Source organism: Microcoleus sp. FACHB-831 (assembly GCF_014695585.1).
Classification (GTDB): Bacteria; Cyanobacteriota; Cyanobacteriia; order Cyanobacteriales; family FACHB-T130; genus FACHB-831.
This window is the reverse complement of the sequence record NZ_JACJON010000028.1, coordinates 37,235-54,055: the sequence shown is the minus strand read 5'-3', so window position 1 is coordinate 54,055 and position 16,821 is coordinate 37,235. Positions and strand designations below refer to the sequence as shown.

General features: G+C 44.8%; 10 protein-coding genes. 3 read left to right on the top strand and 7 right to left on the bottom strand.

Features of this window, described 5'->3' with window-relative positions; translation table 11 throughout:
- Nucleotides 1–139: 139 nt before the first annotated feature.
- The 5 genes from H6F77_RS04785 to H6F77_RS04765 all read right to left on the bottom strand — a co-directional run bounded on the left by H6F77_RS04785 (nt 140) and on the right by H6F77_RS04765 (nt 7,244).
- Nucleotides 140–1,156, bottom strand: coding sequence for an NAD-dependent epimerase (locus H6F77_RS04785; protein WP_190485907.1), 1,017 nt, complete (start codon nt 1,154–1,156; stop codon nt 140–142).
- A 982-nt stretch (nt 1,157–2,138) separates the two neighbouring features.
- A complete protein-coding gene (locus tag H6F77_RS04780) occupies nt 2,139–2,936 on the bottom strand; it encodes a polysaccharide deacetylase family protein (RefSeq protein WP_190485904.1) in 798 nt (265 codons plus the stop codon).
- A 29-nt stretch (nt 2,937–2,965) separates the two neighbouring features.
- On the bottom strand, nt 2,966–4,678 hold the full coding sequence (locus tag H6F77_RS04775) for a hypothetical protein (RefSeq protein WP_190485902.1): 1,713 nt from the start codon (nt 4,676–4,678) through the stop codon (nt 2,966–2,968).
- Nucleotides 4,679–4,910: 232 nt separating this feature from the next.
- On the bottom strand, nt 4,911–5,639 hold the full coding sequence (locus H6F77_RS04770; protein ID WP_190485900.1) for a glycosyltransferase: 729 nt from the start codon (nt 5,637–5,639) through the stop codon (nt 4,911–4,913).
- 27 nt (nt 5,640–5,666) lie between these two features.
- Nucleotides 5,667–7,244: a DUF2079 domain-containing protein gene (locus H6F77_RS04765; RefSeq protein ID WP_309228803.1), complete on the bottom strand. Its 1,578-nt coding sequence runs from the start codon at nt 7,242–7,244 to the stop codon at nt 5,667–5,669.
- Nucleotides 7,245–7,433: 189 nt separating this feature from the next.
- On the opposite strand from H6F77_RS04765, the gene H6F77_RS04760 reads away from it, so the two are divergent.
- The gene (locus tag H6F77_RS04760; protein ID WP_190485896.1) at nt 7,434–9,068 is read left to right on the top strand and encodes a DUF2079 domain-containing protein; all 1,635 of its coding nucleotides are present in this window, start codon (nt 7,434–7,436) and stop codon (nt 9,066–9,068) included.
- Nucleotides 9,069–9,182: 114 nt separating this feature from the next.
- Here H6F77_RS04760 and H6F77_RS04755 read toward each other — a convergent pair whose 3' ends face one another.
- Nucleotides 9,183–11,528: a GumC family protein gene (locus tag H6F77_RS04755; RefSeq protein ID WP_190485895.1), complete on the bottom strand. Its 2,346-nt coding sequence runs from the start codon at nt 11,526–11,528 to the stop codon at nt 9,183–9,185.
- Nucleotides 11,529–11,714: 186 nt separating this feature from the next.
- On the bottom strand, nt 11,715–14,201 hold the full coding sequence (locus H6F77_RS04750; RefSeq protein WP_190485892.1) for an SLBB domain-containing protein: 2,487 nt from the start codon (nt 14,199–14,201) through the stop codon (nt 11,715–11,717).
- A gap of 206 nt (nt 14,202–14,407) precedes the next feature.
- On the opposite strand from H6F77_RS04750, the gene H6F77_RS04745 reads away from it, so the two are divergent.
- Both H6F77_RS04745 and H6F77_RS04740 read left to right on the top strand, forming a co-directional pair.
- Nucleotides 14,408–16,156, top strand: coding sequence for an S-layer homology domain-containing protein (locus H6F77_RS04745; protein ID WP_242021909.1), 1,749 nt, complete (start codon nt 14,408–14,410; stop codon nt 16,154–16,156).
- A 24-nt stretch (nt 16,157–16,180) separates the two neighbouring features.
- Complete coding sequence (locus H6F77_RS04740; protein WP_190485890.1) at nt 16,181–16,789, top strand: hypothetical protein; 609 nt, start codon at nt 16,181–16,183, stop codon at nt 16,787–16,789.
- Nucleotides 16,790–16,821 lie beyond the last annotated feature (32 nt).

The following is a 16,821-nucleotide window of genomic DNA, read 5'->3' as shown; positions in this document are numbered from 1 at the left end:
ACTGCTAACTCCTCCAGAACCCAACACTTATTTTTAATAACTTCTTTGTATAAGTAATTCTCCCTACCGCCATTTATCAAAAGAATCATGATGAAAAAACTTGTAATTTGATTGACAATAATATTATAGTTATTTAAAGTCAAAAATTGTCAGCGTAATAAGAGCGATACCAGTCTACAAAGCGCGGAATTCCTACCTCTATGGGCGTGTTTGGTTTAAACCCAATATCTCGCGTCAAATCGGCAATATCAGCATAGGTTTCCGGCACATCACCAGGTTGGAGAGGAAGCATATTTTTAGTAGCTTTCCTACCCAAACAGTCTTCTAAAACTTCAATAAAACGTCCTAATTCTACAGGTTGATTGTTACCAATATTGTAAAGTTTGTAAGGAGCAGAACTCGTTCCCGCTTCAGGCGCGTATCCCGACCAGTCTGGATTTGGAGAAGGAATATTATCGCTAACCCGGATAACTCCTTCCACTATGTCATCAATGTAAGTAAAATCCCGACGCATTTTGCCATAGTTAAAAACATCGATAGATTGCCCTTCTAAAATTGCCTTGGTAAACAAAAACAATGCCATATCTGGCCGTCCCCAAGGCCCGTAGACTGTAAAGAAGCGCAATCCCGTTGTTGGCAGCCCATATAAATGACTGTAACTGTGAGCCATCAGTTCATTTGCCTTCTTAGTTGCTGCATACAGGCTTACTGGATGATCCACATTATCATGCACGGAAAAAGGCATTTTTGTGTTTATCCCGTAGACCGAGCTAGAAGAGGCAAATACCAGATGCCTTACGCTGTTGTGACGACAGCCTTCGAGAATATTCAGAAACCCTACCACGTTACTATCGATATAGGCGTATGGATTTTTCAGCGAGTACCGCACGCCTGCTTGAGCAGCCAAGTGAATAACTTTTTCTGGCTGTATATCAGCAAACAACTGGGCAATTCCCTGGCGATCGGCTAAATCCAGTTTAGAAACTTGAAAGTTTTTTTGTTCTAACAACTGGTCTAACCGCGCCTGCTTTAAGGGGACATCATAATAATTATTGAGGTTGTCAAGCCCAATGACTTGTTCTCCTCTAGCCAATAACTGTTTGCTGAGATGAAAACCAATAAACCCTGCTGCGCCAGTAACTAAAATTTTTTCCATGTTCTGTCTCAACACCCAACACTTAATAGGCAACACCTACAGTAGCTATTAGCTTACTGCTTATTGGTCAAAAGACTACAATAAGTATTTTGGGTAAATGTTTTAAAAAGGCTGATTTTATATCCATAAGAATTGCCCAAAATTGTATAGTTTATAAAGCAGCATTTCCAAATAAGGATTGAAAACTAGAGCTAACAGCAGAGCGTCTAAGCTAAGTAATTGCTTGCTCTGACTATGCTAAATCCCATATTCAGCGCCATCTCGACATCTGCAAATTGGTCATGTTCTAAGGGTACAGTCCCAAACTGCTCACTATTTCTGACCCTATCCGGCACGCGGCTGTTCCACAATATCGGATATTTTCTTTAAAGGTTGGCTCTAAAATACCCACTGTACCGACGTAAGCAGCATACTTTGCGAACCAGAAGTTTAAGTTAAACGCTGGGCTAAATCAACACCTATGTTGTCATTAATCCCGCGTCCAGCCAGAATCACTTCTGGATGATAACCCAATTCTGGGTCTTTGGCGGTAAGAGAATAGAGCCAAGGCTAGTACAATGGCTGCTCGCGAGTCTGGTATGGCAAAAATTCCATTAAGCGGTCATGGGTGAGGGAAACTCGCAATTACCCATTAGCAATTACCAGTTCTACACATAGTACGCGCGTTGGAGGGAATTAGATATTAGCTCGATATATAGCCGCGTCACTAGCTAGTTCTGAAAATTGTATAGAACATAACTGCGACGTGGATTCTAATTCTATATTAAAGATTCAAATACTAATCGGTTGGCATACGCTGGCAGCTTAGTCTACGTTCTCATAATCCTCCCGTTAACAACTTTCACAATCATTTTCAGGGTATATTGCTTATCACCCGGATTAATTTGCTGTTTGGCTAAGACTAAGATATCCAAAAGCTTTCGACATTGCTTAAGATAAGCGATCGCTCAACCGCAAAATTTAATTAAGTAGTAGCAAGCTACTACTTAATCAATGTATCGGTACTTGCAATATTTAAGCTGCTACTAAATTCTGAGAATGTTATAAACTTACCCTGGCTTTTCAGCGATACCAAATACTTTTCTAGCCTGGAAATCATAGCCTTGCCAGAATGTTTCTTAATATAGGCTGGCAGTTTAAAACTTGAAATATCTGTAAACTCCCAAGGATGGAAGTATAAACAAAGGTAAGAGTCTCTAGTAAGAGTGAGGTGAGAAACGAACTCGATAAAAGATAGAGGAAAATTTTTAAAGCTTAACCAAAATAAAGGAAATCTAACCAGAGGAGTGACGGATACAGGAATGTTAAGTAGATAGTGAGAGTAATATGCAGTCCTATTTTTAAAGAAGTTATTGTACCTTCCGGGAATATAAGTCGGGTTCATAGAAGAATTGTAATTATAACCTGCTTGTTTTATTTGCCTATCGTCAACCTCCTTAAGTCTAGCCATTCTAAAGCCTGACACTTTTGTCCCGGTTATTGCTTGCAAAACTTCTTTCGAGCGTTCTAAGTCTTCTGTGCTAAATGAGGAATGATAAAATCCGTGCGAGGCAATTTCATGTTTTTGGGAAATTTCTTTAATGATGGTTTCGTTATTTATAGCAAAATTAGCAGTTACAAAAAATGTCGCTGTTATATTTAACCTCTCCAGCAGCAAAATTATTTCTTTCAAGCCTTTTAGGGAAACTTCAAACTTAACTTTTTCCTCAATTGCCTCCCCGTATTCCTCTGGTATATCAAATTCTTCAATATCAAAACTCAGCAAAATTACTTTATTCATTTTTATCAATATGTTTTTTAATTAAAACCTTACTTTTGTAACTTTAAAATGCATTTGGCTTCTAGGAGAACTAGATATTGATTCTCGAAAACAGAACAGGGAGCGATCGCTTGTGCCAAAGCTGGCTTAACTTTATTTTCCAGCGTTACTAAAGCCTCTGATGCCTCTGGCTGAAACTGTCTTAGCCAGCGATCTTCGACATAACTACGCTCGAAGGTGGCGCTATCGAGCAGCCAGAAGTCTACTCCGTATGTCTGAATGAAATTTTTTAATATGGCTAAATCAGGGCTATACTGCGCTTTAACAAGATCCTTTGCTCGTTGTCGAAATTGCAGATAGTAACCGACATGGTAGGGATCTGAATATTCCCTCCCAACCAAAATTTGTCGCTGGGCAAATGTTGGCAAGTTGCTCCCCTCATCTGCTACCGAGGCGATCAAAGTGTCTTTTGGTTGCTTTTGCAAGAACTCATACAAGGTTGGTACGGAACCCACAACATAGCGGCTTCTGGGAAAGTTATTTTTCCAAAAGATACTGGGATAAAAGACAATTATCCCCGCTACTAGAGCAGTTGCTAGTAATGCTAAGAGGTGATAAAACTTCTTTGCGCCTTGTAGTTGAGAGAACCACTGAAGCAGCGTATCTAACATTACCGCGATCGCTATACCAGCCGCGATCGCCATGACTATCCGCAGGCTGTGTTGCGTGTAGCGACTGGGGAGATATAGTTTGAATAGTAGGGCATGAGCCAAGAAAAATAAACCAAAAGATACCAGAACAAGCTGAGGTAAAACTATTATTTTGCTTGATATCTGCTTGACCAATGAAAAGCGATCGCGATATCGGTAAAGTATGGGTAACAAAAATGCAGCCGCGATCGCTGGCGGATTTAATCCCAATCGCATTCCGCTGTGACTACCTTGAAACCAAAACCTCCAAGGATTAGCATCATTAAAAAAGGCAATTCGCCCTTTAGAAGAGAACTCTGGCCAAGTTCTAGCTAGGGAATCACTCACCGTAGGGCCAAATTCTGACTGACTCAGCGCATAGGGCAAAATTACCACTAGACCAACAACCAATCCGCTGACGCATACTAGAGAATCGCGACGCAGGTCAGAATTTTTGGCGGCGAAGTTCGTAACTAACCGCAGCAGCAAGAGTGCAGCGCAAAGCAACACCCCTAGAGGATAAAATAATCCCATAAGCGCGATCGCCGCGCACGTTCCAATCCATGAAGATCGCAACAGATAGTACAAAAATGCTAGCAAGAAGGGCGATGCAAAAGCCCTCGGCGTAGCTGACACTAAATCATCGTGCAACCACAGACTTTGGTTAAGTATCAACGTGCTAATAAATCCTGCCATTGGTATTGGCAAAAGCTCTAAGCAAACTCCAAAACAATAGCTAGTGGCTACCAATCCCAGCACCATTGGTAAGAGTTTAGTAACCAAAAGTGGCGGAATACCTACACCAGCCATCAGCTTATAAAAACTTGCATATCCCCAAGGAGTCACCGATTGAAAATAATCTGCAATCAGATCGCCCTTAAATAAATCCGCATCTAAAAGCCTCTGCATCCAAATTAGATAAACCCGCGCATCGTCCTGCACGACATACTCGCTGCTAAAGGCTTTTTGCAGCGCTAACAAGGCGTAGCTTGCTACAAAAGTCAGGCTCAAGCTGAACCAGAATATCATCGCTTTCTTAGAGCCTGTTTTGGCAGTTATAGCTGTAGTTAACATTCGCTTTTTCTGGGTTATAACACTATAAATATTTTTAAGGTTCTGTTAGTTTTAAATGCATTATTTTTTTATTTATGTATTTTAAATAGTCATTTACTTAATATTAGTTTTAAACTTATAACAATTTATTTGTGATATTAACTGATTTTGAGAACTGCCAATACGCAAATTTTCGCCAATAATTGTCAGATCCCCGACTTCTTCAAGAAGTCGGGGATCTCGGCTTCAGGAATCAGTCATATCTACCTCTCAAATCGTTAATCCTGATAGTTAATAAATCCAGAAACATTTTTACAGAATCTTTAAGCAAATTAATCTTAGAAAACTTGTATTGATGGCTATCTGACACTTTTGCAGGTATCTCGCCAATACTAAAATCCAGCTTCTTAGCTAAATAAAGCAACTCAGCATCAAAGGAAAAACCAGTAAGGTCTTGCCTGTTAAATAACTCTTTTGCGGCAATTCTACTAAAACCTTTTACCCCCGCTTGCATATCGCTAAATTTTAAATTAAGTATCTGATTGCTAAGAACATTAAACAATTTTCCAGCAATCATCCTGGAAAATTTTACGCCTACAACTTTATCTGAAGTTAAATGCCTGCAACCAATAACAACATCAAAATATTCTAACTTTTCCACCACCATATCAAGATGGTCTAGAGAATAAGCTAGATCGCTATCTATAAAACAAATATAGTCTCCATCCGCATACTGTACTCCCTTATTTACCGCATACCCTTTTCCTTGACGATTATCGTAAGAAATCAAATTGATGCGGCTGCTACTTAATGCCTTTATTTTGCTCTCTAGAATTTCTTTTGTTTTATCAGTTGACCCATCATTGACAAACAAAAAACTATAGTAAGGGCGTTTTTCTAAATATTCCAAAACTGCTGCAAAGGTTTGCTCGATGCATTCTGCCTCATTATAAACTGGTACGATCGCTGAGATTTTTTGCATTTATCTCTAAAGTTCAGAAACTTAATCTTAGGCTTGCCAAATAGGTCGCAATTCTTCTCGCAACTTCAACCAAGCCGATTTAGCTTGGGAATTGGAAGGAACACCCTTTTTCAGCAGCATGACTCCATCTTGTAGATCGATGATGCCATACTTTTCTTGTTCAAGAGCCTGGTCAATAATCGGTACGCTAGCTTTAATCTTTCTCCAGTCAACACCAGCAGCTAATTTCGACTGTTGCAACTGCCACATATCTACTAAAGCGTAATCAACATCAACAATTTTTCCTTCATCATTTTGTAACTGTATGAACGGTAAACGAACAATCTCGCGGCGGCTGGAAAGATGCGGAATTACATAACCACCTGTGGCTACACTAGCATCATCAGGAATTGATTTCATAACAGTCCGCAGGTGTGCGGCGTGTTCCCATTGGTGGTTTAAGGATACATAATTCCAAGGCTTGATGGAATAGGGAACTAAAAAGTACAAAGACTTATGAGGATTGGAAGTGAAGGTGAAGAACAAAGAGAGGGCAATACATCCAATCCAAAAGCGACGAAATCTGGGTTTAAACTTTTCTGAATTGCTGTGCCACCATAAAATAGCGCCGTAAAATAATCCCGGAACTACGCTGAGGGTGTAGCGAGTGTTGATAGAGACAGCATCAACGTTGTTTTGTACTAAAAGTACTAGCAATGGAAAGGCTGCGATCGCCCACGCTGGAAAAGAAATAACAGGTACAAATGCCAATGGCAACCATTGGCCTAATAAGTATCTTACTCGCTGGTCAAACCGGGTTAAAACTACTTCAATTATTACCCCAGGTTGGGTTGCGATCGCCCACAGAACTTCAAGAGTAGTGGGATTTTCGCTTTTGACGAATTTGCTAAAATATTTACCCAGATAAAGCCGAGAATTATCATTAGAAAATAACGGCACGATCAAGTTTGTCACGACGACGACGTAGCTGAAACTGATCGTGCATAAAGCAATTCCAACGCGAGGATAACGACGACTAAGAACTAAATAAACCCCAATGCCAAAAAGAATAATCCCGGTGTCTTCGCGAATTCCTAAAGTAAGCACTACTAAAAGCCAAAAAAGCCACCAAAGACGCTTCTCTAAGGCGAGGAGTAAACCAAAGACAAATAATGGTAATTGGCACTGTTCGTAGAAATTATCCACCGTTGGGCCAATTACTGCATTAGCGCCGTAATAACTAGCTGCGATCGCTATAGATAAAATAGGAGAAAGATAGTGCCGTGCTAGCGCATACAGCACCAATCCTCCAGCCGCAATCAAAGCCACCTGTAGCACTACTAGGGTAGTTGCTGAAGGGAATAAAGCATAAATCGGCATCCAGAGCAAAAAATCGGGGACAAAATGTTGCCCTAAGTGATAGTAGGATACTGATGGCGGCTGACCATCAATCAAAGAGGCGCTGGAGTTACCTGAAGAGAGAGAACTCTGAAACAAACGCCCGTGTATGCTGTTCCAGAATAACTGGTTAAATAGACCGTGATCGTTCGTGCTGTAAAAACTGTAGTGGCGATTGAGTGCCAAAATCAGGGTTAGGGTAAAAAAAATCCCTGCAAGGATTGCCACTATCCTTAAGTCTGATTGTTTTTGCCAAGTGTAAAGACGTTTTAGCACGGGGGACTTAATAGAGTATCATTCACGAGATCGGCAACCACCTCTATCTAACCAAGTCTTGAAGAAAACTGGCGCAGGTGCTGATTCCAAACACAACATTATCTAATTTTTTAGGCAAAACTTACAAGAATTAAATTGACAGTGTTCCTTAAACCTCTTCTCTTTGACAAAGACAAAACAGGATTACGATGGGTACTTGTTCTAGCAGGAATTTTCTTCTCGCTGACGCTTATTGTTTCCCTCCATCGCTACTACAGTTTCTATAGCACTTACGACCAGGGTATTTTTAACCAGGTATTCTGGAATAACCTGCACGGGCGTTTTTTTCAAAGTTCCCTGTCTTCTGCTGTCTCCAGCGCTGTTCAGCAAGATAGCCAAGTTCCGTCAGTTTTTTATCACCGCTTAGGGCAACACTTTACCCCAGCTTTGTTAGTTTGGCTACCTTTTTATGCTCTCTTTCCCTCACCAGTAACTTTAATTTTTCTGCAAGTAACGCTGGTTGCGGCTGGGGGATTGGTTCTCTACGCTTTGGCGCGACATTACCTAGATACACCGTTGGCGATCGCGATCGCTGCCAGTTTTTATGGGGCTAATGCGGTAATTGGCCCCACTTTGTCAAATTTTCACGACTTGTGCCAAGTTCCTTTATTTATTTTTAGCTTGCTGTTGGCTCTAGAAAAACGTCGCTGGTGGTTGTTTTGGCTAATGGCAGCTTTAACATTGGCGATCCGCGAAGATGCGGGAGTAATGCTATTTGGAATTGGCGTTTATTTAGTAGCGAGTCGCCACTATCCCAGGTTAGGATTGGCGCTATGTACTGTTAGTTTTGGCTATATTTTATTGGCAACAAATGCCATCATGCCGCTGTTTTCTCCTGACGTTTCCAAGCGGTTTATGATCGAGCGTTTTGGTCAGTATGCTCAAGAAGATGAGGCAACAAGCCTGCAAATTCTCTGGGAAATTGTGCGCGACCCCAGGCGGTTAGTTTGGGAATTAATCAACCCTGTTGATAAGACCGTTAAATATTTGCTGGGACATTGGTTGCCTTTAGCTTTTGTACCTGCGGTTTCGGGCGCTAGTTGGGCGATCGCGGGGTTTCCTTTAATGCAACTGTTTCTGCAAAAGGGTTCCTATTCTCTATCTATTAATATTCGCTATGCAATGGCGGTTGTGCCTGGGATATTTTACGGTGCGATTTTGTGGTGGTCAACACGCGCAGAATTATTTAAGCGCGTGTGGGTGCGCCGCTTTTGGGTTGGGTGTATTACCCTTTCTGTCCTATTTTCTTTTACCTCAAATCCCCATCAGGTTTTCTATTTTCTAATACCGCATTCTATCGACCCTTGGGTTTATATTTCTCTACCGCACCAGTGGAATCATGTAAGTCACATCCGCGCTTTGATGAGCCAGATTCCTCCAGATGCAAGCGTGTCTGCAACTACTAATTTAATTCCGCATCTTTCCAGCCGCCGGGAAATTGTTCGACTGCCAGTTTTTCAGGTGCAAAACGACCAAAAACAGGTGAAAGAGGTAGAGTATGCGATCGCTGATATTTGGCAACTCCAACAGTTCCAAGCCATTTATAAAAACGACCGCCTGCGCCTCCAAGCACTTGTCCCAGCGATTGACGAAGTTGTAACCGCTCAAAAGTACGGAGTAAGGGGCGTACAAGATGGCATAGTTTTGCTCCAAAAATCCACAGATAGCGAACCTAGCGCTATAGCGGCTTGGTTGAGCCTGCGCGACTCCCTGCGACCTATCTGGCAAAATCGCTAGCAGTCCGCAGTCTGGATACTAGGAGCTTAGGGGAGCCGGAGAGTTTGAGAGTGCGAAATTAAACCCAAAACTCAGACGCTATGTATCGCGCCTCTACAACTCAATACCCATTACCTACAGCCTTTTTTGCAAAAGCTTTTTGGCCTTTTGCACTTCTGATTCCTCATTGTTGTAGTAGTGGTCGTAATAGTAGTGGGAATTGGTTGTGTAGCCCTTAACGCCGTTAGCAACCACACCCAAAATCGTGGCGTTAGAAACTTTTAATCCATCCAACGCTTGCAGAAAAATATCTCGGTCTGTACGACCCAATCCCACCACCATGACAATACCAGCCGTATGGGTTGCCAGGAGTTTGCCATCTGCAAGACCCAGTACGGGTGGCGTGTCATAAATAACCAAATCAAAAACTGCTTGAAACTGCGTCATTAAGTAATGCATTTTCTTGGACGACAGCAGCCGAGTGGGGTCTGGCGGCATTGGCCCAGCAGTTAACACGTAGAGGTGATCCCACATAGGCAACCGCTGGATCGCCTGTTTGGGGGGCAATCCGGTGGCGATTACATTGCTCAGTCCTTGGTGGTTGGGCAAGCCCAGCACATAATGAACTTGCGGGCGTCGCATATCTGCATCTACTAGCAGCACTCGCTTACCCATTGCGGCGGCTGCCTGCGCTAGCTGTACGGAAGTGGTAGATTTGCCATCGCCTGGAGTGGCAGAGCTAATTACTAGGGAGTGGATTGGGGTATCAGAACCCAGGAAGCTGATGTTGGTATGCAGAGAGCGGAAGGCTTCCAAAAAAGGAGAAGAATTGTACCATTGAGGCTGGCGATCTCTATTACGCAGGGGAGACGTAGGCGCTTCTGCATTGCGGCCTTTTTGTCCCATCAAACCAGATAGATTGACTATCGGTTTTTGGTTCTTGAGTTGTTTTTGGAAGGGGATGATACCCAAAAGCGGCAGCTTGGTAGTATCTCTGAGTTCATCGGGGGAGTGGAACACGTTGTCCAGGCGTTCTAGCAATAAGGCTACTCCTATGCCTAGCAACAAACCAGCGATCGCTCCTAAAATACTATCCCGCACTGGTCTGGGCGATATGGGATCGTCGGCTAGTTTTGGTCTGGCGATCAGCTGCCAAGGAAGTGCTTTCTGAGCTACCTCAATCTGGAGGGTTTCGCGCACGCCGAGAAAACGGGTTAAACTCTCGGTTGCCACAGTTAGTTCCCGTTGCAAATCTCCATACTGACGGGCGATCGCTGGAAGTTGTTTAACTTCTCGACCAAGACGACTTTGGGCAGATGCGATCGCTCCTGTCCGCACTTCCAAAACCTGTATCTGGTTAAGCGCATCCACCATCTGTTGTGTCAATTGCAAGCGAATTGAATTGGGGGAAGCACTCGATACAGGCGGACTAGAAACATTATTCCCCAGTACCTGTTGTGCCTCTTGGCGCAGCAGGGGCAGTAAATTTCGCTGCTGATCTCGCAGTGCTTGAATTGTAGGGCTTGCTTCCGTAAACCGCGCTGACTCAGTAGCAATTTTAGTTTCTAATTCCTGCAACTGGTTGAGTAATAGTTGATAGCGTGGCGACTCGCTAAGAGCAGCCGCTGCTAGCGCTTGATTTGGTGCTAACCCCAGTTGTTTTTGTAGCGTTTGATAGAGGGTGCGCGTTTCATTCAGTTTTACCTGAGACTCCAATTGATCTTGGTCAATTTTACTAACGCGCTCAGACAGTTGTTTTGCTTGTTCTTGCGGATCTAATAAGTTGTTTTGCTGCCTAAATCCTTGTAGCTGTCCCTGAAGTTTATCTACGCGCTCCTGTAATTTCGGCAGCTGACCTTCGACAAATTTGATGCCTTGGTTCAGGTTCGCTTGCCGCTCTTGGAAACTGTACCTGAGATAACCTTTTGCTACTTCGTGCAAGACAAACTTAATTCTTTCCTTGTCTGTATTGCTATAACTAATGTCTAAAATTTTCGTGTCTCTAAGTCTGTTAATTTTCAGTGTGTTTTTAACAATTAGATCGTTGTAGGTGATGTCGGGATATTTAGTTTGTAATTTATCAATGAGCTTAGACATCAATTCTGAACTTTTCAAAACCTGAATTTGGGTTTCGTAATCCATCCCTGTATCTATTTCTGGATTCATTCCCGTCAATTCAGTTAATTTAGACAGTTTATTTTCTGCTGTTACAGGTTCTACTAACAGTTGAAAATTGCCTTCATATTTGGGTGTTCGATTGAAACTCCACAAAGAAACGACACTCGTTACAGCGATCGCTATACCAGCGATAACTACGCCCCGACGCCGCACTACGGTTAACAGATGCCGTAAATTTAATTCTTCTTGGTTATTTTCAGCAAATTGACTTTGGTAAAGCTGCGGTTGTGGCTGTTGCAACTTGCCATTCCCATTGCCATTGCCATTTGTAGATAGCGATTGAGAATATTGCGCCCTATCCATTTTTCCCCCTGGTTCTTATATATTCTGTTAATCAACAGCGCCCGGTTCGTAGGTTATGGGGTAGCTATTCCCTAACTTACGAACCCTTGCCTCATTCTGTAATAGGACACCCATGATAGCTGGCGATCGCGCTTGTCTGTTTGGCTCGAATCTACCGAGGCTCTATACACTTAGTATGGCCAGTTTCTAATTAAAGATTCTAAAGAAGTTGAACAACGAGAAAATCCCCCCCACAGGACTAAGCACCGTACCTACAGTGTCCGATATGGTGGCGATATTTGAGCGACCTACAACTATAACGTCGTTATTGCGTAGGGTGGGATTGTTCTTTTCATTAATTCCTTGAGTAAAATCAACCTGCACCGGGCGTTTGGAAACTGTACCGTTGGGGTTGAGACGAATCAGGTCAACCGACCTCCGGCGGGCGCGATTGTTAAAGCTGCCAGATGCTAGCAGCGCTTGATTTAAAGGAGTGTTGGGTGGCACTTCGACTGTCCCCGGTTTTTGTACTTCGCCTACCACATTCACTCTAATTTTATCGGGAGAAAAGCTAGAGGTAGCCAGTTGTGTTGCCTCGGCGGCGTTGAGATTTGTTGCCGTTGGTACCGAAATCGTATCTCCCTCCTGCAAGATAATATCTTGAGTTAAGTCGCCTTCTTGCAATAGCTGCCACAAATTAACAGCGATCGCTTTTTCGTCTCCATTTCTGGTGGCTCTACGCACTTGTATCTGACGAATATCTGCATTTGCTGTAATGCCCCCTGCAAGTTGAATTGCCCGCGTCAATGTTGGCGCCTTACCACCTTGATCTGGTGTGTTGGGATTGTCTGCTGCTGCTACTGTGTACGGCCCCGGACGGGACACTTCACCCACTACGGCAATACTAAGCGGCTGGGTTTTATCTGCGGCAAAGCTGAGTGCTGCCAGTTGACGAGCCTCAGACGAACTGATATTTTGCGCTGTAGGAATAAAAACAGTGTCTCCATCCTGCAAAATAAGGTCTTGAGTGATATCGCCTTGACGCAAAAGTTGCCACAGGTTAACAGCGATCGCTTGGGTCGAGCCATTTCTGGTAGGGCGGCGGATCTGGATGTTGCGAATATCTGCGCTAGGTGTAATTCCGCCTGCTACTTGAATCGCTCGTGTCAACGTTGGTGGCTTAGTTGGTTTATCCGGACTGGTGCTTTCTGGTGCTACTGTATGCGGCCCTGGCCGAGATACTTCACCCACAACAGCAATTTTAAGCGGCCCGCTCCTCTCGGCGGCAAAGCTAGCAGATGCCAGCTCGTTGGACTCAGCGGGGCTGATGCTATTAGCTGTGGGAATAAAAATCGTGTCTCCATCTTGCAACAGCACGTCTTGAGTGCGATCGCCTGCCCGCAAGAGTTGCGACAGGTTGACGCTCATAGACCGAACTGCGCCGGATCTTGTAGCGCGGCGGATCTGGACGTTGCGAATATCGGCACTAGGGGTAATCCCTCCCGCTACTTGAATCGCCCGCGTTAAGGTTGGTGGCTTGGTCGGTTTATCCCCGTTGCCGTTATTATCTGGCGCTAATGTGTATGGGCCGGGACGCGACACTTCACCCACCACGATTAAGTTAAGCGGCTGGGTTCTATCGGCGGCAAAGCTAGCGGATGCCAGTTCGTTAGACTCAGCAGGGCTGATGTTCCTAGCTGTGGGAATAAAAACCGTGTCTCCATCCTGCAAAGTGATGTCTTGAGTAAGGTCCCCTGCTCGCAGGAGTTGGGACAAGTTGACAGCGATCGCTTGCAACCTACCAGATTTGCTGGGACGCCGGATCTGGACGTTGCGAATATCAGCGCTAGGCGTGATACCGCCTGCGACTTGAATTGCCCGCGTCAAGGTTGGTGCCTTGGCAGGTCTTTCGGGGGTGCTGGTATCCGGCGCTACAGTGTAGGGGCCGGGACGAGAAACTTCACCCACAACGGCAATTTTAAGGGGCGCGGTTGGCTGTCCGGCAAAGCTAGCCGTTGCCAGTTCGCGCGATCGCGCTGGATTTATAGCTGTTAGCGTGGGAATAAAAACTGTGTCTCCATCCCGCAAAGTGATGTCTGGAGCGAGACTGCCAGTTTGTAGCAACTGCGAGAGATTTACATTAATAGTTTGCTGGCGACCGTTGGATTGCCTGCGACGGATCTGCACGGCGCGGACGTTTGCCGATTGAGTGGTTCCCCCAGCTAGGGTAACAGCCTGAGTTACTGAAGGAAATTGCCTGCCTTCAGCTAGGGGGATGCTGTAAGAGCCGGGGCGATTTACTTCGCCAGAGACGCCGATTTTTAGCGGACGAGCAGCTACCAGACTCAGGGTGACAATGGGGCGTCTGACGTAGGGAGCGTATTTGGCAGAAATCATCCTTGTCGCTTGTGCGATTGTCATTCCCCGGACTATGACGCTGCCGATAACGGGCAGGTTGAGAGTGCCATCGACTAGGACTTGATATTCGCCAGCGTATTCAGGAACGTTAAATATATCCAGACGGATGCGATCGCCCCCTCCTAACGTATATGCTGCTTCTGAGGATCTTGGCGCAGCAGCAGGCACACGCCTTTGCGCTAAAAGGGGCGCTGGGTGTGCAAGAGCCACGTATGCCAGCAAAGTGAAACCCGCAACGGGTCGAGTTAGGCGTCTGGAAAAACTGGCACCTTTCATATAGAAACGATTGAATATGTTACAAATTCTTGTTCCGCTAAGATTAGCACTATTGCACAATTGTTCAATCTAGTCCATATAAAATTAGGCATATTTTGCCGCAACGTTAAAAGTGGATTTTATATAAGAGCGATCGCCGCAGAGTAGATTCGATGTAATTTATAGGTGTCCGTTAAACTGGGCGAGAGTGGAGGAGTGAGAAATTTATGATGCCAGGGAAATTTAGGGGTCGTTTCTATCAATCAAAGCGAAAAATTTGCCTTAGTAAAGTGATGTTAATTAGCGCGATCGCGGGCTTTGCCGCAGTCAATAGCGCAGGATTGGGTGTAGCTAGTACGACCACATCTAATGCAAAAACAACAGCACCTATGAAGGGAAGCGGCTCAGTTGGTAAATCAATGCTGTCAAACCTGTTGGGGGCTGAACATTTGTGTTTAAAAGCATCCTGTACGCAAAAGCCATCTACTGCACCTACAACAACCCAAAAATCTGCCAAAGCTGTCAGTACAGCTAAACCGACACGAAACGTCGCGCAACAGAAAAATATTAAGCCGCCAATCCAAGTGGCTCAAGGCACAACCTTCCGGGACATACAGGGAAACTGGGCGCGGACTTTTATCGAGGCGCTAGCAGCCGGAGATATTATTAAAGGTTTTCCTGATGGCACCTTTCGCCCTGATGAACCAGTAACGCGATCGCAGTTTGCGGCAATGATTCGCAAGGCTTTCAGAAAAGCTCCCATTCGCGAGGCAGTCCAGTTTGCCGACGTGCCTGCCAATTACTGGGGTTACACAGCAATTCAAGAAGCTTATCAAACAGGATTTTTAGAGGGATATCCCAATAGAATCTTTAGCCCTAACCAAAACATCCCCCGCGTTCAAGTATTGGTTTCTTTAGTTACTGGACTCAACCTAAACCCAACATCTACAACAGCAGCAAATCTCAACAACTTCTTTCAGGATGCCAACGAAATTCCTGGCTACGCCCTCAATCAAATTGCGGCGGCTGCGGAAAATCAGATTGTTGTCAACTATCCCAGCGTAAATTTATTAAGTCCCAACCGAATAGCTACCAGGGCTGATCTGGCAGCGTTTATATATCAGGCTTTGGTAAAAGCAGGTACGGCACCAGCGCTAAATGCAAATGACATAGCAGCCCAATATATTGTTGGCTATCAACCGCCAGTCGCCCAACAACCAAGTCCGGCGCCCGAACCCATTGAATCTGTGCGACAGCGGTTGCGACTGCCATCGCCGCCAGTAGTACAGCGGGTGAGGCGCATAGTTGGCGGTGCATCCAGTCTTAGCACCCCTACAGGCTTCGGAGCGGATCGCAATGCCATCTATGTGGGAGGCACTTATCAAGGCAGAACCCGCTATACAGGTAAGTCGGATGGCGCTGTAGCCGCTGGTTTGGGTGTAGGCGATGCAAGGAAAGCCCTTGGTTTCGAGGCAACAGTTACTTCTTACTCCACCTTCCGCACAGGTTTTGGCAAGAATGGCGGCGTTAGCTTCAAAGTTCACCGTTTGTTACCAAGTGACATAGGCGTAGCGGTTGGAGTAGAGAATTTTGATACTTGGGGTCATCCTGACCCGGAATATAGCAGCGTTTATGGTGTCATCAGCAAAGTTTTCCCACTCGTTTCAGATGAGACAGCAGAATTTTCACCCTCTATAACTGCTTCTGTTGGCGTTGGTGGCGGTCGTTTTCGTTCAGAAGCGGACGTTTTTAGAGGCAGAGATTCAGTGAATGTCTTTGGTAGCGTGGGTGCAAGAGTTGCTGAACCGATATCCTTAATTGCCGACTGGACTGGTCAAGATTTGAACCTTGGCGTTTCTATCCTGCCTTTCCCGAACATACCCCTTGTTATTACTCCTGGTGTTGCTGATGTTACTGGCAATGCTGGTGATGGTGCGCGGTTTATCCTGGGGGTAGGATATGGCGTTTCTTTCTAAACAGTATGTGGGGAATCTAAAGTTATGAACATTAAGCATCTTCCTTTTCGTCTTACTTCTGGTTTGGTCTTAGGTTCTTGTCTATTAGTTATAGCAATAGCACCCAAGGCTCAAGCTCAAGCAGCCATCCAGTCAGATATCACGGGCAACATAATTACTAACCTGTCAGATATCACGGGGCCGATCGTTACAACAAGCGACATTGCTGGTGGAGCCTTCGCGCCTGGAGCAGGGAGAAGAACCTATTTAGCATTCAGAAACTCTAGTGTTGAGGTTGCTGTGAATCAAGCAGCCCTCTCGCTTAACTCGCAGTTGGGGCAGCCTTTAGCAAGCTTGCTGACAGCTACTGGCAATGTTGATGTTAGTGCTAGTCAGCTAGAGACTGGTTTGATTAATGCGACTGGCGGGCCTAGTGCAACTACAGCCCGCACCCTGTCCTCTAGCTTGCGAGGACTGACTGCTGGTGGTAGGGTTAACCCGGCTAAGTTAGCAGCAGCGGTTGCAGCTTATAATGCGCTGATAGACAGTAGTGACGGGCTGTTTCTGAGAAATCCTCCAGAGGAATTATCGGCAATTCAATCGGCGCTCGGTGCGTTGGTTAATGCAGGTTTAGGAGCAGGTGGTGGTCAGTGAATTTGCAGTAACTAAAGTTGCTGAAAAGAAGC